Source organism: Flavobacterium sp. ASV13, from assembly GCF_000745775.1.
Classification (GTDB): Bacteria; Bacteroidota; Bacteroidia; order Flavobacteriales; family Flavobacteriaceae; genus Flavobacterium.
Map to the genome: position 1 here is coordinate 208,070 of NZ_JQJY01000004.1, position 24,515 is coordinate 232,584.

The window sequence follows — 24,515 nt, forward strand, 5'->3', positions numbered from 1 at the left end:
TTAATCGTTTAACCGTTAATTTGTTTAATCGCTTAAGCAAATTGACAAAAGACCGATTAAACAATTAAACAAATTAACGATTAAACAAAAGATGAATTATCTATTACCTTTATTTTCTGTACTTTTAGGATATAGCATGGCTTTGTTTATTAAACCCAATAACAAAACCAATTTAAAGTTATTGCTTGCTTTTAGCGGTTCATTTTTACTATCGTTAACCGTAATGCATTTGCTTCCTGAAGTTTACGAATCGCATAATCACAATATTGGAATTTTCATAATGATCGGGATTTTATTCCAGATTGTATTGGAATTTTTCTCGAAAGGTGCTGAACATGGCCACGTACACGGCCACGCAAAAATGTCACAAATTCCATGGTTATTATTTATCAGTTTGTGTATTCACGCCTTTTTAGAAGGTTTTCCGGTGAGTCATCATCATGGTTTAGCAGTCGGAATTGCGATTCATCATTTGCCAATTGCCGTGATTCTAACCACTTTTTTCATCAATGCCGATTTAAACAAAAAAGCCATTTTTGCTTTCATGCTTACTTTCGCAATCATGACGCCACTTGGAACAATCACATCAGAATATTTAGCAGTACTAAATAATTATTACACCGAAATAACTGCCATTGTTATCGGAATTCTATTCCATATTTCATCCACAATTATCTTTGAAAGCAGCGAAGGACATAAATTTAATGTTGCCAAAGTTTCGATGATCGTTCTCGGAATTCTATTGGCATTCTTTTTATAATGAATTAATTAGAAAATGAGTCAATTAGATAATAAAATAATTTTCTAATTGACTCATTGACATATTATCTAATTTACCTAGTTCGCTCTCTTTTTCTCCTCCTGATTTCCGAAAGCGCGTTCCTTCACATTGATTTTTTTATTTCCGAAATTATAAACAACCGTCAAACGAGCAAATCTGTTGCTTTCGTTTTGACTATAAACTTGTTTTACGCCATTTACAACCGAAACATCATTTTTTAAATAAGATGTATTAAAAATGTCATTTATCAAAAAGGAAACCTGCATTGCTTTGTTTAACAAATCTTGTTTAAAACCAATATTCAAACTAGACGTATAACCCGTTTCATACAAACCGCTTTTATAAGGTGCCGTGTAATTAAAATCAACTTGTAATTTACTTGATTTTCCCAATGAAAATGTATTGTTTGTCGAAAAATCAACTTGAAGACCATTTACCGGTGTTGCATTTATATCTTTTATGAATTTAATATCTGAACCTGAAAAATACAATGAATTTTCACTCTCCCACCACTCTGTAAAAGTCGCAGAATACGTTTCTCCAATTCCATAATTAAGACCTTTAAAATAATTTTCTCTCGTTACAATTTGCGTCAAAGTTTCTGGATTCGAAGTAAATATTACGCCATAACCATCTGTAATATAATTTGCAAAAACACTGGTTCTCAATATCTTTTTATACGAATATGCAAATTCAAAATTGTCACTAAAAGAAGGTTTCAAAAACGGATTTCCTTCTGAATAACTATTACTACTGATGTAAACTCGAAACGGATTTAGCAACGAAAAACTTGGTCTTCGGATTCTCTTTCCATAATTTAAACTAAAACTATTGTTTTCATTTTTCTGATAAGAAGCAAAAACAGTTGGAAACAATTTAAAATAATTATTTATGGTTTCCTGATTTAAAGTTTTCGAAAAACCGTTTGTCTGGGTATTTTCTAATCGCAATCCTAATTGAAAATTCCATTTCTCATTGATTTTTTTATCTCCACTAATATAAATCGCCTGATTATTTTCTGTGTATTCAAATTGGTTGGACTGATTTGTGTCTAATACTGGAGTTCCAGTAATGGTATTATAAAAAAGTGCATCACTTTTACTGTTTGTAAAACTTACCTTTGCTCCGTACGATAAATTTAATGATTTAAGAGGATGTTCCATATCAGCCTTGAAACTCAAATTATCAATATCCTGATTCGAAATATTTCTTCCTGATTGATTGACATCAACAAAAGTTCCATCAGATGAATAATTGTTCGCTATAAATTCTCTATCGAATTTTGAATTGTAATTAAAGTAATCCACATCAAAAGATAATTTACGGTTTAATGGATCAAGTTTAGTAATCAAATGCAAATTATAGGTTTCATTGCCCGATTCCCTATCTAAGAAACTTTCATTAAGTATATAGTTATTTAATTCATTTTCCGCATTGTAGTTGTCAATTCTAATATCGGTATTAAAATTAGGATTGCTTTTATCTTTTAAAATTTGAAACCCGATTGTCGTTTTCTCCGAAAAATCATAATCTAAGGCTATTTTTCCCGACACATTATCTTCATCTAATTTTGTTACTGCCTTCATTTTTGATGGGCCTTCAACGAAATACATATCCAGATTTTCCTCAATATTTCTATAACCCGTTTTTCCATTAATACTAGCCGAAAACCTAAACTTATTTTTATTGTAAAAGAAATTATTTCTTAAAGCAAAAATTCCATATTTATTTTGATCATAAGAAGCTGTGGTTGTATTTTTCCAAGAATCACGAGCTCCTTTTTTCATCACAACATTAATCAATCCGCCAGTTCCTTCGGCTTCATATTTTGAAGATGGATTACTTATAATTTCAATGTTTTTAATATCGCTTGCCGAAATAGATTTCAAGAAATTATTCAGTTCTTCACCTGTTAATTCAATCATTCTTCCGTCAATCATAACGCGAGAAGTTCCTTTTCCTAATATATTGATCGCATTATTCTGCACTACAACGCCAGGAGCGGTATTTATGGCACTCAAAGCATCGCCACCAACATTTGTAACATTATTTTCTAGATTATAAACCAAACGATCTGGTTTCTGTTCGATTGTTTTCTTTTTTGATTGAACAACAACTTCTACCAATTGTGTTTCACTTTCTTTCATAATAATAATTCCCAAATCGGTATCTTTTTCTACTGAGATTTCTTTTTCGAAATCCGTAAATCCCAAAAGACTTATTCCAATTTTATAATTTCCTTTCTTAACATTGATTTCAAAACTACCGTCTTGTTTGCTCGTTGTCCCATCAATTATTTTTCCTTCTGCATTTGAGATTGAAATGTCTGCCCATTCTAATGGTGATTTTTCGCTTGAAATTTTTCCTTTTAATTGAAATGATTGTGCTAAACAAAATAATGGCAATACTAAAAAGATAAGGAGGTTTGCTTTTTTCATGATTTCTAATTTTAAACTTGTTTCGATTAATTTGAAGCAAAGTTGCCTTAGAAAATCTTCCTGTGCGACCGACAAAAAAAGTCGAACCATTTTCTCCTAAAGAAATTGGTTCGACTTTATTCACTACAAAGTACGACTTTTTACAAAGCTTTAATTATGAAGCATTTCGGTACGCTGTTGGTGTCAAATTAGTGTACTTTTTAAAATAAGTATTAAAAGATGATTTTGAATTAAAACCTACTTCGTATAAAATTTCTAAAACGGTCAAATCACTTTTTAATGGATTTTTTAAAATACTCATGGCTTTTTGAATCCGATATTCATTCACAAAATCAAAAAAATGCTGATCGATATGATGATTAATCAAAATTGACAAATCGCGAACTGGAATATCGATCTGGTTAGAAAGCTCCTGAATCGTAAGCGACGGGTCCAGAAAAGGTTCTTTCTCTGTCATATACTGTTTCAATGAAGCAATTTGAGCCGTAATCACATCGTTTTTCCCCTCTTTTTCTTCGGCACTGTTTTCATTATGCGTGTGAATAATATCTCTTGCTAATTGCAATTTTGAATCAATTCCTCTAAAAAGTTCAGGATGATTCAGCGCTTTTAAAACAAACCAACAGGTTATTGTTAAAACGAAAACCTGCATTATTACATTGGCCCAAATCCACAATACTTCAAGATCAATAAATCGTAAAGCATTCTTGGCTATTGACAAATAATACAAAACAAAAAGTACAGTTGCTATTTGAAATAACCATTTAAAAATAGAAGTTTTAGGATTGGCATAATTTTCCTGATAAAGTGCTTTATATTTTTTTAAAATCGAAAACACAGCTATACTATAAACTACAATTTGAACACCCAACATGAGCTGGAAACCGTACAATTCAGGCAGTTGACTGCGGTGCTCATAGAATTGTATTTTTTCTGCATCATTTAAAAAGTATAATCTGAGCAGATAAACTGCATTTGTAATTAAAAATGGAATAGCATGAAGCAAATGTTTAGGCTTCAATCGAAAATCGGTAAAACAAACAGATAAAATATACAGGTAGAAAGTAGGAATAATCAAAGCACATGTGCTCCATCTGAAAAATTCAAAATTAAAATGACGTCTGATAAAATCTTCATTAATAAAAATTCCGATATTATCAATTGCAAAAAATATCAAATAGCACGCAAACAGACGATTTGCTAATTTATTTTCGGTTTTTACTGTGAATAGAAAAAATGCCAGCAAAAAGGAAACAAAAACTGACATTCCGCTCAAAACACTTAAAAGACTGGCTATATTCATTATTTTTTTCGGTTATTAAACAAATATACTATTTTAGTTTTTTAGCACGTTTCATTTATTACGAAGCATTTCGATAGGCTGTTGGCGTTAAATTGGTGTATTTTTTAAAAGAAGAATTAAACGAGGATTTAGAATTAAAACCCACTTCGTATAAAATTTCCAAAACCGTAAGCTGACTTTTAGATTCATCTTTTAAAATATGCATGGCTTTTTGAATGCGATATTCATTTACAAAATCAAAAAAATGCTGCTTCATATGGTGATTAATCAAAATCGATAAATCACGAACTGGCATATTGATTTGATTTCCTAATTCCTGTATGGTAAGTGACGGGTCTAAAAAAGGTTCTTTTTCGACCATATATTGTTTTAAAGTTGTAATCTGATTGTTAATCAAATCATTTTGCACGTTTACTAATTCTAATTTTTCTTCGACTTCCGGGAGAATATCTTTTGTCAGCTTCAATTTAGAATTAATTCCTCTAAAAAGTTCCGGATGATTAAGCGCTTTCATAATAAACCAACACGTTATAAGTAAAGCAATACTTCCGACAAGTACATTGGACCAAAGAAATATTTCCCTAAAACCACTATAGCGAATTATATTTTTTAATGCCACAACAGAATGCGTTGCAAGAAAAACACAAGTCATCTGAAAAAGCCATTTATAAGTCGAAACACCCGTATTCGTGTAATTTTCCAAATAAATTTCTTTGTATTTTTTCAAAATTAAAAACACACTGATAATGTAAAATGCGTACTGAAATTCGATTACAATCTGAATAAAATAAATCTCCGACATATCATTGAGAACGCCGATAAAACTTCCATCGCTAATACGCATGTAAATTCTCGGAATAAAAATAAGATTGACAATTATAAAAGGAAGCGCATGCACTAAATGTTTCCACTTTAACCTAAAATCAGAATAACAAACAGCCTGTACATAAAGATAAAACAAGGGCATTCCTAACAAACAAACTGTCGCTCTAAAAATCTCCAGGTTCCTGTAATCTTCTGTATATAAATACATAAAAAAACCACTGAGATCGATTGCTGAGAAAATAAAAAAGAAAGCAAAAATGCGATTTGCCAGCTTATTTTCGGTTTTAACAGTTAACAAGAAAAAGGCAAGTAATAGAGACACAAAAACTGATATTCGAGCAATTCCCTGTAATAAATCCAATTTGTCCATTTATTTAGCTAAAAATTTAAACAAATATAATATTTTAGTTCTTTTAATAAAGAAGTACGAAAGGTTTCACAACATCATAAACAAAACTTCAAATCTTTGTGAGTTTGTGTTGCAAATTTCGCGATTGAGAGAAAAAAGATTAATTTTGACGAGTCTAAATAACGATAAAATGACATTTACAAAAACTACTGAACAAGCATCAAAGTATGAACATTTAGAAAAAATGTCTGTTCATGAATTGTTATCCAATATTAATCAAGAAGACAAAACTGTGCCCTATGCAGTTGAAAAAGCGCTTCCCCAAATAGAAGCTTTGATTCCGCAAATAGTTGCTAAATTAAAATTAGGCGGCAGATTGTTTTATATTGGAGCAGGAACTTCAGGCCGACTTGGCGTTGTTGATGCTTCAGAATGTCCACCAACATTTGGTGTTCCTTTTGATTTAGTAAACGGAATTATTGCTGGAGGTGATACAGCCATAAGACGTGCAGTAGAAAATGCTGAAGATAGTACAACAAATGCATGGATTGATCTTCAAAAATATAAAATTGACTCTAATGACGTTGTAATTGGTATTGCAGCATCTGGAACAACTCCATATGTCATCAGTGGTTTAGAAATGTGCAATCAAAATAATATTGTGACAGGTTGCATTACGTGTAATGCAGGAAGTCCGCTGGCATTGACCGCTCAATTCCCTATTGAAGTAGTAGTGGGCCCAGAATTTATTACAGGAAGCTCCAGAATGAAAGCCGGAACTGCTCAGAAACTAGTTTTAAACATGATTTCGACAGCAGCAATGATTCAACTTGGAAAAGTTAGAGGAAATAAAATGGTCGACATGCAATTGAGCAATGTAAAACTGGTTGATCGCGGCGTAAAAATGATTATGGAAGAAATTCCTGTTTCGTATGACGAAGCTTCAGAATTATTAAAAAAATATGGCAGCGTGAGAAATGCTGTTGACAATTATAATAAATAAAAAAAGTTTTGTTTCAGATAATTTAAAAACTTGAAACCTTAAACTTGAAACAAAAAAGATGGCAACAAATAAACAATTACTAGGAAAAGGAATTAAATATTTAACAGGCGCATTGCCTTTAATGTTTATTGGCCCAACACTGATTTATAATGCTTTTCAGAATCAGCATACAAATTGGCATTATTTAGTGTTGGGAATTGGAATTGTAGCTTGTTTAAGTTCGATGTTTTTGATTTTTTACGGATTGAAAACCATCATGAAAGGTTTATTTAATGACTAATTTGTATCTTTACTAAAATTCTTCATTATGGATATACAAGCTGAAATAAACTGGATTCATCAAGAAATTGATAAAGTAAAAGATCCTTCTTTTGTAGAAAAACTAAAACATCTTTTACAGTCGATTAATAATACCGCAATTGATTCAGATGCTGCTTACAATTTAGATATTGAAAATGCCTTAGAAAATATTAAAAAAGGTAATTTTTATACTGAAGATGAAGCCAAAGAAATTGCAAAAAAATGGGGAAGAAAATAATTTGGTCAAGCGATGCTTTGAGTCAATTAGAAGACATTCATTTTTATATTTTCTTTGAAAGTAAATCAATTACAATTGCTGATAAAGTAGTTAATACTATTTTTGAAAGCACAGCTATATTGAAAACACAACCCGAAGTCTATAAAACTGACAAACAAAAAACCAACAATGATGGCAGTTTTAGAGTTTATTCAGTTTATGATTATACAATTTCGTATCAAATAACAGAAGATTTTATTCATATACTTCGAGTGCGACATAGTGCACGAAAACCAAAAAAACATTCATGGAAGATATAATCCATATTCAAAAAACATTCGAAAAGGTTGTTTACATCAACAAAAAAATCAACAATCGTGAATTTGAAGATTGTGTTTTTAAAAACTGCGATTTTTCGAATAGTAATTTTAATTCTAACACTTTTCTTGACTGCGAATTCATTGACTGCAATTTATCAATGACAGGTTTAGCAGGAACGAGTTTAAAAAACGTCACTTTTAGAAACTGTAAACTTCTTGGAATTGCTTTTAATGAATGTGACGATTTTTTATTTCAGGTTCACTTTGAAGAATGCGTTTTGGATTATGCTTTGTTTTCGAACAAAAAAATGCCTAAAACCAAGTTTATCAATTCTTCAGTTCGCGAAGTAACTTTCATTGGAACTAATTTAACAAGCTCACTTTTTGACAATTGTGATCTTGACGGTGCGATTTTTAACGAAACACAATTAGCCGGAGTAAATTTTAAAACGGCTTACAATTACAAAATCGATCCCGAATTCAACCCGATGAAAAAAGCACAATTTTCGACTCAGGGAATTGAAGGACTTTTAGATAAATATGACATTAAAATTGTATAATTATGAGTGCCGATTCCTTCTATTTAGAAAGTGCAAAAAAACAGTTTTTATACTATAAAATGCTGGGTGAAAAAGCGATCGATCAATTAGAACCTCAACAGCTTTTTATTACTTTAAACGAAGATACAAATAGCATTGCTACAATTATAAAGCATATTTCAGGAAATATGCTTTCGCGTTGGACTGATTTTCTGACCTCTGATGGCGAAAAAGAATGGCGAAACCGCGATGCAGAATTTGAAAATGATTTGCAATCGAAAAAAGAAGTTTTAGAAATCTGGAAAAAAGGTTGGGATTGCTTAGAGAATGCTTTGAAAAGTTTAAAACCAGAACAACTTTCGGATATTATTTATATCAGAAATGAAGGTCACACGGTTATCGAAGCCATAAATCGTCAATTAGCACATTATCCTTATCATGTTGGTCAAATTGTTTTTTATGCTAAACAACTAAAAAATAGTTCTTGGGAAAGTTTATCGATTCCGAAGAATAAATCGGGAAATTATAATGCTGAAAAGTTTGCCAAAGAAAAAGAAATCAAGAACTTTACAGATGATGAATTAAAAAGATTGAAATGATAGAATATTATGCAAATTTTGGTGGTACATGTTGGTGGATCTTAATTAAATTCTGCAAAACAAATTTAACCGAAGAGCAGAGTTCTAAAAACAAAAAAAGGAATTTACTTTTTCTAACTTTTATAACTCTTGTAATTTTCTTTTTATTCTTTAATTAAAAAAGAACTCTTGAAAACTAAAGCCCTAGCCCTGATTGAAATGGAAATCCTTTTTGTTTTTTCTTTAAAAACAAAAAGATTGTAATGGAAAGCAGGAATAAGCTCCTAAAAAAACAACTTATTTAAAATGAAAAAAATACTATTTCTTCTTCCGTTAATTGCATTAGCATCTTGTTATAATGCTGAACATAATTGCAAAGATTTTAAAAACGGAAAATTCAAGTTTGAGACTGAAGTAAATGGCGTAAAAAAAACAACTTTTTTTGAACGAAAAGACAGCATTGAAATCGAAACTTTTGAAGGAAAAACAGATACAGCAACCGTACGCTGGGTTAGCGACTGCGAATATATTCTACAAAAAAAACACCCAAAAAATATGGCTGAAGAAAAAGCAATCAGCATGAAAATTTTAACGACTTCGAAAGATTCGTATACTTTTGAGTTTGGATTGGTTGGTTCTGAAGAAAAACAGCGCGGAAAAGTTTTTAAAGTGGATTAAAACTATATTTAAAATATACAAAAGCTCCTTCAAGGAGCTTTTTTTTTGTCACTTAGTGATCGAAGGAACTAAAAACCTTTGACCCTTTGTCACTTTGTTTCTTTGTTCCTCAAAAAATAAAAAATGTTTCTTTTACATTTCTATTTTAAATAGTACATTAGAACCTAAATCTAGTACAATGAAAAATACCATTTCGCAAAGAGTTGCCGACTTTTTAAAGAATTATCCGCCGTTTAATTTCCTTCATCAAATGGATTTAGAAAAATTATCGGAACAGATTTCTATTATTTATAAAGAGAAAGATGCGGTGATTTTTGCGGAAAATGATAAAACTCACGATTCATTTTACGTGGTTCACAAAGGAGCTATTGCTTTGAAAAAAAGCACTAAAAATACTGTTCTGGACATGTGTGATGAAGGCGATATTTTTGGACTTCGTCCGCTTTTGGCGCAGGAAAATTATATCATGGAAGCTGTAGCGCATGAAGAAACCATTTTATATGCCATTCCGATTGCGGTTTTTAAGCCTTATGCACTTGAAAACAGAAATGTTGGAAATTTCTTAATCGAAAGTTATGCTTCGAATACGAGAAATCCGTATTCCGATATTCACAAAGATAAATTGTATGGCGATGATGATTTATTGAATGAAAACAGACATTCTAATAACGATTCATTTGATTTAACTCCAATAAAGTATTCAAAAAAAATTGTTACCTGCAGTCCGTCAACAACGGTTAAGGAAGTTGCTAAGATTATGAATAAAAAGAAAGTCGGAGCCATTTTAATTGTTGATGAAATGCTTCCAATTGGTATTTTAACTGATAAAGATCTTCGAAACAAAATAGTTACTGGCGAATATTCTATTATGACAACCGCCGAAACCATAATGACAAAACCCGTTATTACATATCCAAAAAAAATGACGGTTACAGAGGCTCAAATGGCGATGATGAAAAGTAATATCAGTCATTTATGTCTGACTAAAGATGGTACGGTTAACACAAAAGCTGTTGGGATTTTATCCAAACATGATGTAATGGTAGCGTTAGGAAATAATCCAGCCGTTTTAATAAAAGCATTAAAAAGAGCTAAAAAAACGAAGGAAATAAAACCAATTAGAAACCGAATCATGCAACTGCTTCAGGGATATCTGGACCAAAATATTCCGATGACTTTGATTTCTAAAATCATAACTGAATTGAATGAAGCCTGTACCACTCGTGTAATTGAAATTTGCTTAGAAAAAATGAGCAGTCCGCCGCCGGTAAAATTTGCCTGGCTTGCGTTGGGAAGTCAAGGTCGTGGAGAACAAATGCTTCATACCGATCAGGATAATGCTATTGTTTATGAAAATGTTTCAGAAGTTTTTAAAGATGAAACAAAAATTTATTTTTTGAAATTTGCTTCTCTCGTTAACAAAGGGCTTTTTGATATCGGTTATGATTATTGTCCGGCCGATATGATGGCTTCAAGTCCAAAATGGTGCATGAGTCTTGATGAATGGAAAAACCAAGTACATCACTGGATAACTAATCCGGGCAAAAATGAAGTTTTACTTTCATTCATTTTCTTTGATTATAGTAAAACTTATGGTGATTCTGAAATTGTAAATCAGTTATCAGATTCCATTTTTGAAAATGTAAAAGCCAATCCGATTTTTTATATGCATTTGGTGAGTGGAGCCTTACAAAGTCCTTCTCCTACAGGATTCTTCAGACAATTTTTGGTTGAACAAGATGGTGCCAATAAAGATAATTTTGATATTAAGAGAAGAGCTTTAATGCCTTTGACAGATGCTGCAAGAGTTTTGATTTTATCACATTCAGTAAAATCGATCAGTAATACAGCGGAACGTTTTGAAAAACTGGCTGAACTTGAACCTAATAACCGAGAATTGTATTTATCATGTTCTTATTCATTTAAAGCGTTATTAAAATTTAGAACGAAACAAGGACTTCTACATCATGATTCTGGACAATTTATCGAATTGGAGTCTTTAACTAAAATGGAAAAAATTAAGCTGAAACGTACTTTCAAAACTATTAAAGAACTTCAAGAGCTTATTTCGGTTCGTTTTAATATCTCAAATCTGGTATAATTATGAGTTTATTTAATTTTTGGAAAAAAGAAGAAAATATATTTGATGAAAATATTACGATTGAAGAAACAAGATTTATAGTTTTAGATACTGAAACGACTGGTTTTGACTATGAAAATGACCGAATTTTATGCATTGGAGCTCTAGTTTTACAAAACGGAATCATTTCTGTTCAAGATAGTTTTGAAATTTATATCGAACAAGACCATTATGATAAATCGACGGCTCAAATTCATGGAATTTTAAAAGCATTTGTTATTCAGCGCCCAACTGAATTAGAAGCTTTACAGCAGTTTTTATCTTTTTTAGGCGATTCCGTTATTATAGCGCATCACACTATTTTTGATGTTACAATGATTAATAAAGCGCTAGAAAGAAATGGTTTACCAGAACTAACAAACAAAAGATTAGATACCGCAATTTTATACAAAAAGACATTAATCAAGTCTCATTTATTCGAAAGAAAAGACCATTATACTTTAGATGATCTTGCAGATAAATTTGATATTTCTAAAAAAGATCGTCACACGGCATTGGGCGATGCATATATTACAGCAATAGCTTTTCTGAAAATTGTAAAAAAGCTGAAAGAGAAAAAAGAGATCAATTTGAATTCCCTTTTTAAATAGGAAACCTGACTTTAAAAAGTCAGGTTTCCCTCAATTTTAATTGTCTATAAATAATCTATACGGAAATACGTTTGACGATCTATTTTTCAAATTTCTCATGAAGCTATCACACAAATATTCCCATTCTTTGGTTCACCTCCGGGATATGTTCAAAGTGACGCTGGTGGCCTATTAATTAATAAAATTCGCGAAAAACCTTACTCGATTGTTTTATTCGATGAAATAGAAAAAGCTCACCCTTCTGTTTTTGATATATTTCTTCAAATCATGGATGAAGGAAAACTACACGACCGCTTAGGAAAAGAAGGCGATTTCTCAAACGCAATCATACTTTTTACCTCGAATATTGGTGCAGATCATATTGTTAATACTTTCAATAAAGGCAAAATTCCGACTTCAAATTCTTTAATGGAGATTATGGGAAATTATTTCCGACCTGAATTTTTGGGACGTTTGACTGAAATAGTGCCTTTTGCCCCTATCAGTAAAGAGAATGCATTGAAGATCTTCGAGATCCATCTTAAAAAAGAGTTCACTGATTTATTGAAAAACATTAATATCCAAGTTGAAATTCCAATGAAAGTGAAACTTTATCTTGCCGAAAATGGTTACAATGCCAAATATGGAGCAAGACCCATTAAAAGTATTATTAGAACGCATTTGAGAAGACCTTTAGCTAAAAAAATAATTTCTGGAGAAGTAAAAGACGGAGATATCATTTCTGTTAGTATTGAAAACAATGAAGTTAAATGGATTAAGAAAGAAATCATTTCAATCATTGAAAATTAATTCTCTAAATCACTTATACAAAAAAAACGCTAAGAAATTAATCTTAGCGTTTTCTTTTTATTCTAAAACCAAACCTATTTGGCCATCATCATCTAATTCAGTTTCTACTGAATCATCATCTTCTAATACTTCTGGCTTTTCAGGAATTTCTTCGACTGGTTCTTCGTAAGGAAGCGGGTCTAATAAATTCACTTGTTTTAATTTATCAGATGTTAATTGATTCCCTAAAGCTTTAAAACCTTTTACGGCTATAAAGTCTTCTACATCAATATGAAGATCTTCTTTTTGAACACCTTTTACTTTGGCAAAAACCAATTGCGCAACAGGACGATAATCTGTAGATACTATTTCTAATTGCGAATTTGGATGATCCGTAATAAAGCTTTCTTCTTTTCCTTCATTTTCAACTAAGAAACGTTTTAGGAAATAACGCTCTTTTTCACCATCATAATAAATGGCAGAAATTGGTTTCTTCGGTTTCCATTTTTCCAAAACAATCATATCTTCCTCAAAGTGAGTTGATAATTCTGGAATAATGACTTTTAGTTTTCCACTTTGGCTAATTACTAAGATTTTATCGCTTGGTTTAAATTCACCTAACAACTCACCTCTCGCATCAACATTTAGACGTTTTACGGTATCATCAAACCAAACTTTTCTTGGCAATAAAGTTGAAATTCCCTTTTCTTTTAATTCGATTTTTTTGATTGGATATTTGGTAACCAAATTCCCTTTTGAAGCACGTCCTTTGATCGCTAATTTAGCAAAATCAATATCGAATTTCAGTTTCTTAATCGTTCCAACCTGGCGCAGTAAAATAGTTACAACCTCAGCTTCTCCATTTGGATTATGTGAAAAATAAACCACCTGAGAACCATTTGTACCATTTGTTAAATCGTAAGCTTTATCACGTGTCACACCTGTAACATTAAAACGTTTTATATAAGACGGCCCAGATTTACCATCACGGTACATCATGTTATAAATAGTACGTTTGTCATTTTTATCAAAAACTGCGGCGTGAATAATGTCTTTTCCAATAAAAGTTTTGGCATCGACTTTTGTTATCATCAATGTTCCGTCTCGTAAAAACACGATAACATCATCAATATCAGAACAATCACCTACATATTCGTCTTTCTTTAAACTTGTTCCTACGAAACCTTCTTCACGGTTTACATATAATTTTGTATTACGTAAAACTACTTTTGTAGCCTCAACATTATCAAAAACACGAAGTTCAGTCTGACGTTCGCGGCCTTTTCCATATTTCTCTTTTAATTTCGTAAAATAAGCGATTGCAAAATCTGTTAAATGTTCCAGATTATGCTCTACTTCTTTCATTTCCTCTTCTAACCTTGAAATCAATTCATCGGCTTTATCAGAATCGAAACGGGTAATACGAATCATCGGGATTTGAGTCAAACGTTGTAAATCATCATCAGTTATATCTCTGACGAATGATTTCTTGAAAGGCTCAAAACGATCGTATAAATATTTATAAAGTGATTCTCTGTCTCCGTATAATTTGAAATCAATATACATTTCTTCACGAATGAAGATTTTTTCTAAAGTAGAGAAATGCCACTTATTTTTTAATTCTTCTAATTGAATTTCTAATTCCTGGCGAAGCAAATCAACCGTTCTGTGTGTTGAGATTTTCAACATTTCAGAAACTCCAATAAACAAAGGTTTATTATCTTCAATAACACATCCTAAAGGTGCTACAGATGTTTCGCAGGCTGTAAAAGCAAATAATGCATCAATTGTTTTATCTGGTGAAACGCCAGGGAAAAGATGAATTAAAATCTCAACATCGGCAGCGGTATTGTCTTCAATTTTCTTGATTTTGATTTTACCTTTATCATTTGCTTTCAAAATACTATCAATTAAACTCGAAGTATTGGTCGAAAACGGAATCTGCGTAATCACCAATGTATTTTTGTCTAATTGCGAAATTTTAGCACGCACACGCACACGTCCACCACGAAGTCCATCATTATAATTTGACACATCGGCAATACCTTGTGTCATGAAATCAGGATATAATGTAAAAGCTTTTCCTTTTAAAATTTTAATCGAAGCATCAATTAATTCATTAAAGTTATGAGGCAATACTTTTGTAGAAAGTCCAACCGCAATACCTTCTGCTCCTTGTGCTAAAAGCAATGGAAATTTTACAGGAAGATTGTTTGGTTCTGCACGACGTCCGTCATACGAAACACCCCAATCTGTAATTTTTGGAGAATATAGAACCTCCAAAGCAAACTTAGATAAACGTGCCTCAATATAACGCGAAGCTGCTGCTCCATCACCTGTTAAAATATTTCCCCAGTTTCCTTGACAGTCAATCAATAAATCTTTTTGACCAATTTGCACCATTGCATCACCAATACTCGCATCTCCGTGTGGGTGATACTGCATGGTGTGACCAACAACATTGGCAACTTTGTTATAACGACCATCATCCAACTCTTTTAAAGAGTGCATAATACGACGCTGAACAGGTTTAAATCCGTCCTCGATAGCAGGAACTGCACGCTCCAGAATTACGTAAGATGCATAATCCAGAAACCAGTCTTTGTACATGCCCGTTACTTTGGTAATAACGTCCTCTCCTTCTTCTTCCTGATTTTCGTAAAAATGCTGTCCTTCAAAATGTTTAGCATCTACGTCGATAATCTCATCGTCATCTCCATCCTGATTGTCATCCATCAGGTTTTCATCTTGATTATTCTCGTCGTCGTTTGGAATTATGTTATCGTCTTCTTCGTCTTTCATTTTTATGCTGAATTATTTCAGTATTTTATTTTAAAACTTTATTGTTAACTATTTTTGTTGTTTTCAAACTATCCAAAAACAATCTTTCTTTTTCTTCCTTTTCTTCTGAATCAACAAAATATTTGATTCCTGCTTTTTTGAAAAAGTCTTTTACATCATCTTTACAATAATCCCAATTTTCCTTAAGATTATTAGACGATTCAGAAGTTCCACATTCAAAACAAAGCTCAATATGTCCTATAATTTTATTTTTATCATTGTAAAAAAGAATTAAATTTCTTGGCATATAACAGCTTGAATAAGGAGCAACATCACCTTCAACCTTACAATGAATTTTAATCAAATTAAATAATTCTCTTATTTGATTCTCCTTCAATAATGTAACTTTTTCATTAATCATTGAAGCATCAAAATCAATCTTATTATTTCTAATAATTCCTTTATGCCTTAATGTGTCCCAAGCTAATCGATCTGGATAAGAAAATATTTCAACTCTTTTAATTGCTTCTAATTTAAATTCAAAAGCATCCGAATAATCTAATTCTTTTTTGCCATTAGTTTCATCTTCAAAACCTTTACTTCTATTACATGAAACTATGCTTGAAATAATTATTAGGACTAAAAGTTTCTTCATCAAATTAAAGTTTTGAAAAATCTTAAGCTTCCTCAAGCTCATCAATCTCCACCTTCAAATTCTTGATAATAAACTCTTGTCTATCTGGCGTATTTTTCCCCATATAGAAAGATAATAATTGTTCGATTGAAGTATGTTTATCCATCATAACCGGATCAAGACGGATCGTATCTCCAATAAAGTTTTTAAACTCGTCTGGCGAAATCTCTCCTAAACCTTTAAATCGGGTGATTTCTGGTTTTGGTTTTAGTTTTTCAATCGCATCTTTTCTTTCATCTTCAGAATAACAGTAAATCGTTTCTTTTTTGTTTCTAACCCTGAAAAGTGGCGTTTGTAAAATGTACAAATGTCCTTCTTTAATTAATTCAGGGAAAAACTGCAAAAAGAAAGTAATTAAAAGTAAACGAATGTGCATTCCATCGACATCGGCATCGGTTGCGATTACGATGTTGTTGTAACGCAGTTTTTCTAAACCATCTTCGATATCAAGCGCAGCCTGCAATAAATTGAATTCTTCGTTTTCATACACGATTTTCTTCGTCATTCCATATGAATTCAAAGGCTTACCACGCAAACTGAAAACCGCTTGTGTATTTACGTCTCGCGACTTTGTAATCGATCCGGAAGCCGAATCTCCCTCGGTAATAAAAAGCGTACTTTCTAAGTTTCTTGGGTTTTTGGTATCAGGAAGATGCGCTCTGCAATCTCTTAATTTTTTATTGTGAAGATTGGCTTTCTTAGCTCGATCTGTCGCCAGTTTTCTAATTCCGGATAATTCCTTACGCTCGCGTTCTGCCTGAAGAATTTTACGCAGTAAAGCCTCAGCAGTTGTTGGATTTTTATGCAGGTAATTATCTAACTTGGTTTTGATAAAATCGTTTACGAAAGTACGAACAGAAACCGCTGGTGTTCCGTCATCAGAACCCATGTCTGTAGAACCTAATTTTGTTTTGGTTTGAGACTCAAAAACCGGTTCCATCACTTTAATACTAATCGCACTTACAATCGATTTTCGAACGTCTGATGCTTCGAAATTCTTATTGTAAAACTCACGGATTGTTTTTACAACGGCTTCACGATACGCTGCCAAGTGTGTTCCTCCCTGCGTTGTATTCTGACCATTCACAAAAGAGTGATATTCTTCACTATATTGCGTTTTACTGTGCGTTAACGCAACCTCGATATCATGATCTTTTAAGTGAATAATTGGATATTCTAAATCATCTTCACTGATTGTTTCTTCTAATAAATCACGAAGTCCGTTTTCTGAATAATATTTTTCTCCGTTGAAAATAATAGTCAAACCATTGTTCAAATAACAATAGTTTTTAACCATTTTAATTACATATTCTAAACGGAATTTATAGTTTTTGAAAATCGTTTCATCTGGCGTAAAAGTTACTTTTGTTCCTTTACGTTTTGTCGTATCAACAATATCTTCTTCTAAAACAAGATTTCCAGCAGAAAACTCTGCTCCTTTTTGTTTATCATCACGAACCGATTCTACTCTGAAATAATTGGAAAGCGCATTTACTGCTTTTGTTCCGACACCATTCAAACCAACCGATTTTTGAAAAGCTTTAGAATCGTACTTTCCACCCGTATTCATTTTTGAAACTACGTCGACAACTTTTCCTAAAGGAATTCCACGTCCGTAATCACGAACTGAAACCGTTTTATCCTTGATAGTCACTTCAATAGTTTTTCCCGAGCCCATTACGAACTCATCGATACAGTTATCTAAAACCTCTTTTAATAGAATATAAATACCATCATCTGGAGAAGAACCGTCTCCAAGTTTTCCGATGTACATTCCCGGACGCATACGGATATGTTCTTTCCAGTCGAGTGATCGGATATTATCTTCGGTATATTGATTTTGCTCTAGCATAAGGTGAATTGGATTTTTGGCTAATGTACCATTTATCGGCAAAAAATGAAAGCGTATTTTTTCTTTTGTTACGAATAATAACAGTTTTTCAATCTATTTAAATTGATTTTAAAAAAATACGACCGTTAAAAATATAAAAAAACAGCTATGAAACAAAAAAATACTATTTGATTCCGAGTACTTCTTTTGCGAGCGCAATCATTTCGGGCGTTCCCGTGTTTTTATTTTTTTCATCAGAAAGTTTTACAACACCTTGCCAATGTGTATTATCAGGTTTTGTATCGGTTAATTTTATCACCATATTCATGGCAGGAAGCCCAACATCATTGGTGAAATTTGTTCCAATTCCGAAAGACATTTTGATTTTATCATGACAGAAATCTACAATCGTTTTTACTTTATCGTAATTAAGAGAATCTGAAAAAACAATCGCTTTCGATTTTGGATCAATTCCCATTTTAGTATAATGCGAAATCACTTTTTGAGCAAATTCTATCGGGTCGCCACTGTCATGTCGAACCCCGTCAAAAAGTTTGGAATATTTTTTATCAAATTGATTGAAGAAAACTTCTGTTGTGTAAGTATCCGTAAGTGCAATTCCGAGGTCGCCACCGTAAACTTGTGTCCAATGTTCGAGACTTATCAAATTTGCCATTTTAAAACCATATTGCGCCGCATGAAACATAAACCATTCGTGTGCGTGCGTACCTAAAGGTCTTCTATTATTGACCATTGCAAAATGCACATTACTGGTTCCTATAAAACTCTGACCGCCATTTTCCTGCAAAGTTTCATTAACTAAAACATGTACATCATAAGAATGACGGCGTCTGGTTCCAAATTCTAAAATCGAAACTCCTAGTTTGTTATAATTGTCAATTTTCTCTTTAGTAAGATTCTTTATCGCTTCATCATTTAATCGAATTAAATGATTTGATTTATAAAAAAGTTCCGAAATTAAAGCCATTAACGGTACTTCCCATAAAATAGTTCTGTACCAAAAACCTTCAACGGTAACTTTTATTTCTGAACCTTCCTGACTAATCTGTACTTCAGATGGATCATAACTGTAACCTTGCAAAAAATCCAAATAAGTTGGATCAAGATAAGGACAATAATGCGATAGATAATTTTTTTCTTCTTTTGTTAAACGAAGGTCTGCCATGGCATCTACAGACTTTCTAAGCAAATCTGCGAAGCCATCAGGAAAAACATGCTTTCCACGATTTATAAATCCATAACGAACTTTTGCTTTTGGAAAAAGTTTGATAACAGCATGCTGCATTGTGAATTTATAGAAATCATTATCTAAGATTGATTTCAAAAAAGTTGTTTCCATAGCATAGTAATTCAAATCCTGAATTGCTAAGATACGCCAATTCAATAAAAGAAGAAAATGTCAGCAACTAAGATATATGCAACTTTTTGCTCCTAAATAATTTTAAAAGACACGATGCTGTTGGTATCGATAAAAATAGTTATGTACTCGCCTACATTTTTATCAATAAGAATTTGAAATTCTAAACTGCCTCTTTTTTCTTTTGGATTTTGAACTTTAACTGGCCTATTGAATTTATTCAAATAAAAAACCTGATTGGATTTTGAAACATTTTTAATTTCAACAGTAATCTTATCACCATTTCTAGCTTCGATTATTCCAGAATCAGGCAATTTAATTTTATAATCATTTTGAATTGTTTTATTATAAATCAAAGGTCCGTTAAGGAAATCATCTTTACTTAGTCTGTTTCCTAAAAAAGTTCCTGAATCAGGGAAATGTTTTGCAAAGAAATAATCAGGATCTGTGTCGAAATAAATTGGAGAAAAATCATTTACCATTCGGCCTTTGCTGCTGTCGTAATAACCTTGTCCCCAAGTAACATCAACCAAACGCCATTTTTTATCAATTAAAACCATATTCCATGCATGATTTGATGAAGTTGTTTTTCGACCAATATCTCTTACGGAAATTTTAGAATCTCCGCGAATGATTTCACATTTTATCCCCATTAATGAAGCCAAATGCTGATACAATGCTGTAAATCCTTCGCAAACGGCTTTTTTTGAAGTAAAAGTTTTTTGAATCAGATTATCATTAATCTGTTTTATTTTTCTTTGTTTTTCTGCTTCAGAAGAATAACTGAAACCTTGTGTTCTAGGTGGATTCAAAAAAGCATTGAAATCGTATTTTATATTGAAAGCTATCCAGCTGTAAATTGCTCGTGCGCGATCGTAATCAGACGAAAAATCTCCTTCGATTTTATCTGCTAACTTCTCGGTACTGGCAAAGCTTTTTGGATACTTTGCAACAATTTTATCCACTTCAGTAATTTTTTGTGCAAAAGTGGAATTCAATAAAATAACATTGAGAAAAAGGAAAATAAAAGCAATCTTTTTTGGTGGCATTTAGAAATTTGATTTAATAATGTTTTTCAGTTCATTATCTAACTCAACATTAGATATTTTATTTTCCTGTAAATCAAAATTCGAGCCAAATGCTGGTAATGAGAAACTTCCTTTAATTTCTGCGCCATAACGTGGAAAAAGATTTTGGGCAATTCCTAAAACCGATGCACCTCCTCTTCCTCCTGGAGAAGTCGCTAATAACAACATTGGTTTGTGCTGAAAAACATCTTTTTCGATTCGGGAACTCCAATCAAAAACATTTTTGAAAGCAACTGAATAATTCCCGTTATTTTCTGCCATTGAAACGACCAGAATATCAGCTTCTTTAAGTTTATTTAAAAATGCTTGCGCGACTTTGTGTTGTCCTAGTTCTTTTTCAAGATCAACACTAAAAACCGGCATTGCAAAATCATTCAAATCTAAAACTTCAACATCGGCATTCTCAAATAAACTTGCTGCATAAGTTGCCAGACGTTTATTGATTGACTGTGTACTGTTGCTTCCTCCAAAGGCTATTATTTTCATGGTTTCTCTTTTTGTAATGTTTCTTCTATTGGTTCTTTTTTTGGTCCGTCGATTTCATAAATCTCTTTTGCTATTTCTACTGAATATTCGTTAGGATAAATTTTTCCTCCATATGATTTAGCATAGACTTTAGTAAATTCTGCTCCAAAATACAGAATAATTGCCGAATAATAAACCCAAACCAGAATTATTATCACAGAACCGGCTGCGCCATAAACTGAGGCAACGGTTGAGCTTCCTAAATAAAAACCAATAGCAAATTTACCAATCATAAAAAGTACAGCGGTAACGCCTGATCCTATAAAAGCATCTTTCCATCTTATTTTCCCGTCTGGTAATGTTCTGAAAATAATAGCAAAAAGAGTGCTTATACTCGCCAACACAATAAAGATATTGATTACATAAAACAAATAAACTGTACTTTCCGGAAAAGATACTTTTAAACGTGTACTCAGTAAATCTAAAGTTGTACTTATAAAAAGACTGACCAACATTAAAAAACCAACCGACGCAATCATTGAGAATGACATCAAGCGGTTTTGAATAAATTTCTTAATCCCTTTATCCGGTTTTGCTCGTAGTCCCCAAATAAAATTAATAGAACTTTGTATTTCGGCAAAAACTCCAGAGGCACCAATTAAAAGCATAACAATTCCGAATACGGTTGCAAAAACATTATCGCCAGACAATTGTACATTCTTAATAGCTTCCTGAATTTGACTTGCTGCGCCGTTACCAACCAAACCATTAATCTGTCCGTACAATTCTCCTGTCACCGCTTCTTCTCCAAAAAAGAAACCGCAAATTGTAATGATAATAATTAATAAAGGTGGTAATGCAAATATGGTATAATATGCGAGTGCAGCACTAAGCTTAATAGCATTATCATCGTTAAATTCTAAGAAGGTATTCTTTAAAAGAAACCAGGTTTTGAAGAATATATTTTTGATTTTCATTAGCTGATTTTTTTGACAATCTCTCAAATTTACGCAAACTTGAAAAATTTTGAATTCTTGATTTTTAGGCTAATTTTATATTTTTTCCATGTCTATCAATATGAAATTCCTAACGGAATAATCTTTCGAGGTAGCACATAATTTTAAAGCTACCAATATTGAATTCCTAGCGGAATAATCTCGTAGAGATTAAATATTGGTAACCCGAAAAATCTGTTTGTAATAATTGTCCCGTAGGGACTACACTATAAATTTATTTATAATGACAAAAAATCCCTTTATCATAAACCGTCCACAAACTCGCCTTTTGATTAGCGGCTTTTAAAGCACTATTTGCCCAAGTATTGCAAGTATTAAAAAGACTGTAACTTCCTTTTGCTTCATAAAAAGCATCTTTTTTTCCGTAGCTATGACCTTCAATCCATTGTGGATGAATTGGATCTGTGAAACTGTTAGAAATGTAATTGACTAAATTTTGATAATTTTCTTTTGAAACTAAAATGCGTTTGCAGTCGTCTCCTTCTCTCAATTGTTTAAAAAATGTGGTATGCATAGCTGATGAGCTCACTCCAAAAGCCGCTTTGAATGCCGTACTTGCTTTTAAATCTGACCATTCTGGAGTTTCCAGATAAAAGCCTTTGTCGCCCCAACCAAAAGCAATATAATTCATTAAAGAATCTTTAGATTGAGTTTGGCTGAATTGAATTTCGTTACGCCAATCTTTAATTTCATTTTTAATGGGAACTACAATATCAGTATGAACTCCATTTGAAAGAATATAAATTGGAATCGCTTCTTGTTCATCAACTTGAGCGATATCTGAATTCACTGTGATTTTGGAAATAATCAACACAGATGAAATGTACAAAGCAAGGAAAGTGAAAAATCCGAAGAGTGTCCAGCCTAGAAGTTTGAAAGATTTTTTTAGCATTTTGATTGATTGATTTTAGATTAGTAATTGGTTAATTTTTCTGTAACCAATTTTTAAGCCAAAAATTTTACTTCCTGAAATTGCACGCGGATTTTACGGATTCGCTTTCGCGAAAGCGCGGATTTAAACGGATTTTATTCTCATTTTAGACATAAAAAAACTGCTGAATCTCTCCAGCAGTTTTAGTCTTTATTCTTTGTTCTTTACTTTTTCTTCTAAAAAAAAGATTAAACGTTAAAACGGAAATGCATTACATCACCATCTTTTACAATATATTCTTTTCCTTCTACTTTGAATTTACCAGCTTCTTTTGCTTTTGCTTCAGAACCGTATTGAACGTAATCATCGTATGAAATTACTTCTGCACGAATGAAACCTTTTTCGAAATCAGTGTGGATAACTCCAGCCGCTTGAGGCGCTGTAGCTCCAATATTGATTGTCCAGGCACGAACTTCTTTTACACCTGCAGTAAAGTAAGTTTGTTGTTTCAATAATTTGTAAGCTGCACGAATCAAAACTGATGCTCCCGGCTCAGTTAACCCCATATCTTCTAGGAAAACCTGACGCTCTTCATAGCTTTCTAATTCTGTAATATCAGCCTCTGCTCCTACTGAAAGAATAATTACTTCAGCATCTTCATCTTTTACCAATTCACGAACTTGATCTACATATTTGTTTCCGTTTACCGCTGAACCTTCGTCAACATTACAAACGTATAAAACTGGTTTTGCAGTAATCAATTGGAAACCTTCCATCAAAACTTCTTCATCATTACTTTGAGGAATAATTGTTCTTGCTGATTTTGCCTGCAACAAAGCTTCTCTAATTCTGTTCAATAAAGCTTCTTCTGTTTGAGCTTCTTTATTTCCTGTTTTTGCAGCACGTTTTACTTTTTCCAAACGTTTTTCGATTGTTTCTAAATCTTTTAACTGCAATTCGATATCGATCGTTTCCTTGTCACGAATTGGATTTACGTTCCCGTCAACGTGAACAATATTATCATTGTCAAAACAACGCAAAACGTGAATAATAGCATTACACTCTCTAATGTTTCCTAAAAACTGATTCCCAAGACCTTCACCTTTACTTGCACCTTTTACCAAACCAGCGATATCAACGATATCAACGGTTGCCATTTGTACACGCTCTGGTTTTACCAACTCTTCTAATTTGTTGATTCTTGGATCTGGAACGTTTACAACACCAATATTAGGTTCGATTGTACAAAACGGAAAGTTCGCACTTTGCGCTTTTGCATTAGATAAACAATTAAATAATGTTGATTTTCCAACATTTGGTAATCCTACAATTCCTGCTTTCATCTGTTTGTTTCTATATTATTTATTCGACCTTTTATGCTTCGGCCTAAAACATTAAATATTGTGTTTTAATGTTTTGTAATTTAAATGTTCTTTTATTGATTTCTGCCAAAATGATATTTTTCGGCTTTAAAATTTTGCAAATATAAGATTTAATAGCTCTTGCACGAAGTAAAAATGTTCAATAATATAATTTTAAGGCTAATCTTAAAAATTTTTAAA

The 24,515-nt window shown here is 32.2% G+C and carries 22 protein-coding genes and 1 pseudogene; 11 read left to right on the forward strand and 12 right to left on the reverse strand.

What is annotated here, in order from left to right; genetic code table 11:
* Positions 1-91: 91 nt before the first annotated feature.
* Positions 92-760: a ZIP family metal transporter gene (locus tag GQ47_RS11580; RefSeq protein ID WP_035648623.1), complete on the forward strand. Its 669-nt coding sequence runs from the start codon at positions 92-94 to the stop codon at positions 758-760.
* Between the two features lie 77 nt (positions 761-837).
* On the opposite strand, the gene GQ47_RS11585 is transcribed toward GQ47_RS11580, so the two are convergent.
* From GQ47_RS11585 to GQ47_RS11595, 3 genes are all read right to left on the reverse strand, one after another.
* The gene (locus GQ47_RS11585) at positions 838-3,219 is read right to left on the reverse strand and encodes an outer membrane beta-barrel family protein (RefSeq protein ID WP_035649370.1); all 2,382 of its coding nucleotides are present in this window, start codon (positions 3,217-3,219) and stop codon (positions 838-840) included.
* 154 nt (positions 3,220-3,373) lie between these two features.
* A complete protein-coding gene (locus tag GQ47_RS11590) occupies positions 3,374-4,522 on the reverse strand; it encodes a helix-turn-helix domain-containing protein (protein WP_035648626.1) in 1,149 nt (382 codons plus the stop codon).
* Positions 4,523-4,580: 58 nt separating this feature from the next.
* Positions 4,581-5,555 (reverse strand): helix-turn-helix domain-containing protein, encoded by a 975-nt coding sequence (locus GQ47_RS11595; protein ID WP_238567979.1) that lies wholly within the window; start codon positions 5,553-5,555, stop codon positions 4,581-4,583.
* Positions 5,556-5,886: 331 nt separating this feature from the next.
* Between GQ47_RS11595 and murQ the strand changes: the two genes are divergently transcribed.
* From murQ to GQ47_RS11645, 10 genes and pseudogenes are all read left to right on the forward strand, one after another.
* Positions 5,887-6,699, forward strand: coding sequence for an N-acetylmuramic acid 6-phosphate etherase (gene murQ / locus GQ47_RS11600; RefSeq protein WP_035648631.1), 813 nt, complete (start codon positions 5,887-5,889; stop codon positions 6,697-6,699).
* A 58-nt stretch (positions 6,700-6,757) separates the two neighbouring features.
* Positions 6,758-6,979, forward strand: a complete 222-nt coding sequence (locus GQ47_RS11605; RefSeq protein ID WP_035648635.1) for a DUF6095 family protein — start codon at positions 6,758-6,760, stop codon at positions 6,977-6,979.
* Between the two features lie 27 nt (positions 6,980-7,006).
* Entirely contained in the window at positions 7,007-7,237 is a 231-nt protein-coding gene (locus tag GQ47_RS11610; RefSeq protein ID WP_035648636.1) for a hypothetical protein, read from the forward strand.
* Positions 7,222-7,536, forward strand: coding sequence for a type II toxin-antitoxin system RelE/ParE family toxin (locus GQ47_RS11615; RefSeq protein WP_035648637.1), 315 nt, complete (start codon positions 7,222-7,224; stop codon positions 7,534-7,536). Before GQ47_RS11610 ends, GQ47_RS11615 begins: the two co-directional genes overlap by 16 nt.
* Entirely contained in the window at positions 7,524-8,096 is a 573-nt protein-coding gene (locus GQ47_RS11620) for a pentapeptide repeat-containing protein (protein ID WP_035648638.1), read from the forward strand. Before GQ47_RS11615 ends, GQ47_RS11620 begins: the two co-directional genes overlap by 13 nt.
* A 2-nt stretch (positions 8,097-8,098) precedes the next feature.
* Positions 8,099-8,674 (forward strand): DUF1572 family protein, encoded by a 576-nt coding sequence (locus GQ47_RS11625; protein WP_035648640.1) that lies wholly within the window; start codon positions 8,099-8,101, stop codon positions 8,672-8,674.
* 285 nt (positions 8,675-8,959) lie between these two features.
* Complete coding sequence (locus GQ47_RS11630; protein ID WP_035648642.1) at positions 8,960-9,331, forward strand: hypothetical protein; 372 nt, start codon at positions 8,960-8,962, stop codon at positions 9,329-9,331.
* A gap of 178 nt (positions 9,332-9,509) precedes the next feature.
* Positions 9,510-11,432, forward strand: a complete 1,923-nt coding sequence (locus GQ47_RS11635; protein ID WP_035648645.1) for a DUF294 nucleotidyltransferase-like domain-containing protein — start codon at positions 9,510-9,512, stop codon at positions 11,430-11,432.
* Positions 11,433-11,434: 2 nt separating this feature from the next.
* Positions 11,435-12,061 (forward strand): 3'-5' exonuclease, encoded by a 627-nt coding sequence (locus tag GQ47_RS11640; protein ID WP_035648649.1) that lies wholly within the window; start codon positions 11,435-11,437, stop codon positions 12,059-12,061.
* 126 nt (positions 12,062-12,187) lie between these two features.
* A pseudogene (locus GQ47_RS11645) lies at positions 12,188-12,850 on the forward strand (AAA family ATPase); the annotation flags it as partial.
* Between the two features lie 57 nt (positions 12,851-12,907).
* On the opposite strand, the gene GQ47_RS11650 reads toward GQ47_RS11645, so the two are convergent.
* The 9 genes from GQ47_RS11650 to ychF form a co-directional block, all read right to left on the reverse strand.
* Positions 12,908-15,631: a DNA gyrase/topoisomerase IV subunit A gene (locus tag GQ47_RS11650; RefSeq protein WP_035648654.1), complete on the reverse strand. Its 2,724-nt coding sequence runs from the start codon at positions 15,629-15,631 to the stop codon at positions 12,908-12,910.
* Positions 15,632-15,656: 25 nt separating this feature from the next.
* Positions 15,657-16,265 (reverse strand): hypothetical protein, encoded by a 609-nt coding sequence (locus GQ47_RS11655; protein ID WP_035648656.1) that lies wholly within the window; start codon positions 16,263-16,265, stop codon positions 15,657-15,659.
* A 22-nt stretch (positions 16,266-16,287) separates the two neighbouring features.
* Positions 16,288-18,156: a DNA topoisomerase IV subunit B gene (locus GQ47_RS11660; protein ID WP_035649373.1), complete on the reverse strand. Its 1,869-nt coding sequence runs from the start codon at positions 18,154-18,156 to the stop codon at positions 16,288-16,290.
* 163 nt (positions 18,157-18,319) lie between these two features.
* Complete coding sequence (gene pncB / locus GQ47_RS11665; protein WP_035648658.1) at positions 18,320-19,495, reverse strand: nicotinate phosphoribosyltransferase; 1,176 nt, start codon at positions 19,493-19,495, stop codon at positions 18,320-18,322.
* A gap of 92 nt (positions 19,496-19,587) precedes the next feature.
* Positions 19,588-20,562: a transglutaminase domain-containing protein gene (locus GQ47_RS11670; protein ID WP_035648660.1), complete on the reverse strand. Its 975-nt coding sequence runs from the start codon at positions 20,560-20,562 to the stop codon at positions 19,588-19,590.
* Complete coding sequence (locus GQ47_RS11675; RefSeq protein ID WP_035648663.1) at positions 20,563-21,087, reverse strand: NADPH-dependent FMN reductase; 525 nt, start codon at positions 21,085-21,087, stop codon at positions 20,563-20,565.
* Entirely contained in the window at positions 21,084-22,043 is a 960-nt protein-coding gene (locus GQ47_RS11680) for a YihY/virulence factor BrkB family protein (protein WP_035648665.1), read from the reverse strand. The genes GQ47_RS11675 and GQ47_RS11680 overlap by 4 nt, the downstream gene beginning before the upstream one ends.
* A gap of 253 nt (positions 22,044-22,296) precedes the next feature.
* Positions 22,297-22,974: a TIGR02117 family protein gene (locus tag GQ47_RS11685; RefSeq protein ID WP_035648666.1), complete on the reverse strand. Its 678-nt coding sequence runs from the start codon at positions 22,972-22,974 to the stop codon at positions 22,297-22,299.
* A 227-nt stretch (positions 22,975-23,201) separates the two neighbouring features.
* Positions 23,202-24,296 carry a redox-regulated ATPase YchF gene (gene ychF, locus GQ47_RS11690; protein WP_035648667.1) on the reverse strand — a complete coding sequence of 365 codons (1,095 nt, stop codon included), beginning with the start codon at positions 24,294-24,296 and terminating at the stop codon, positions 23,202-23,204.
* Between the last annotated feature and the right edge of the window lie 219 nt (positions 24,297-24,515).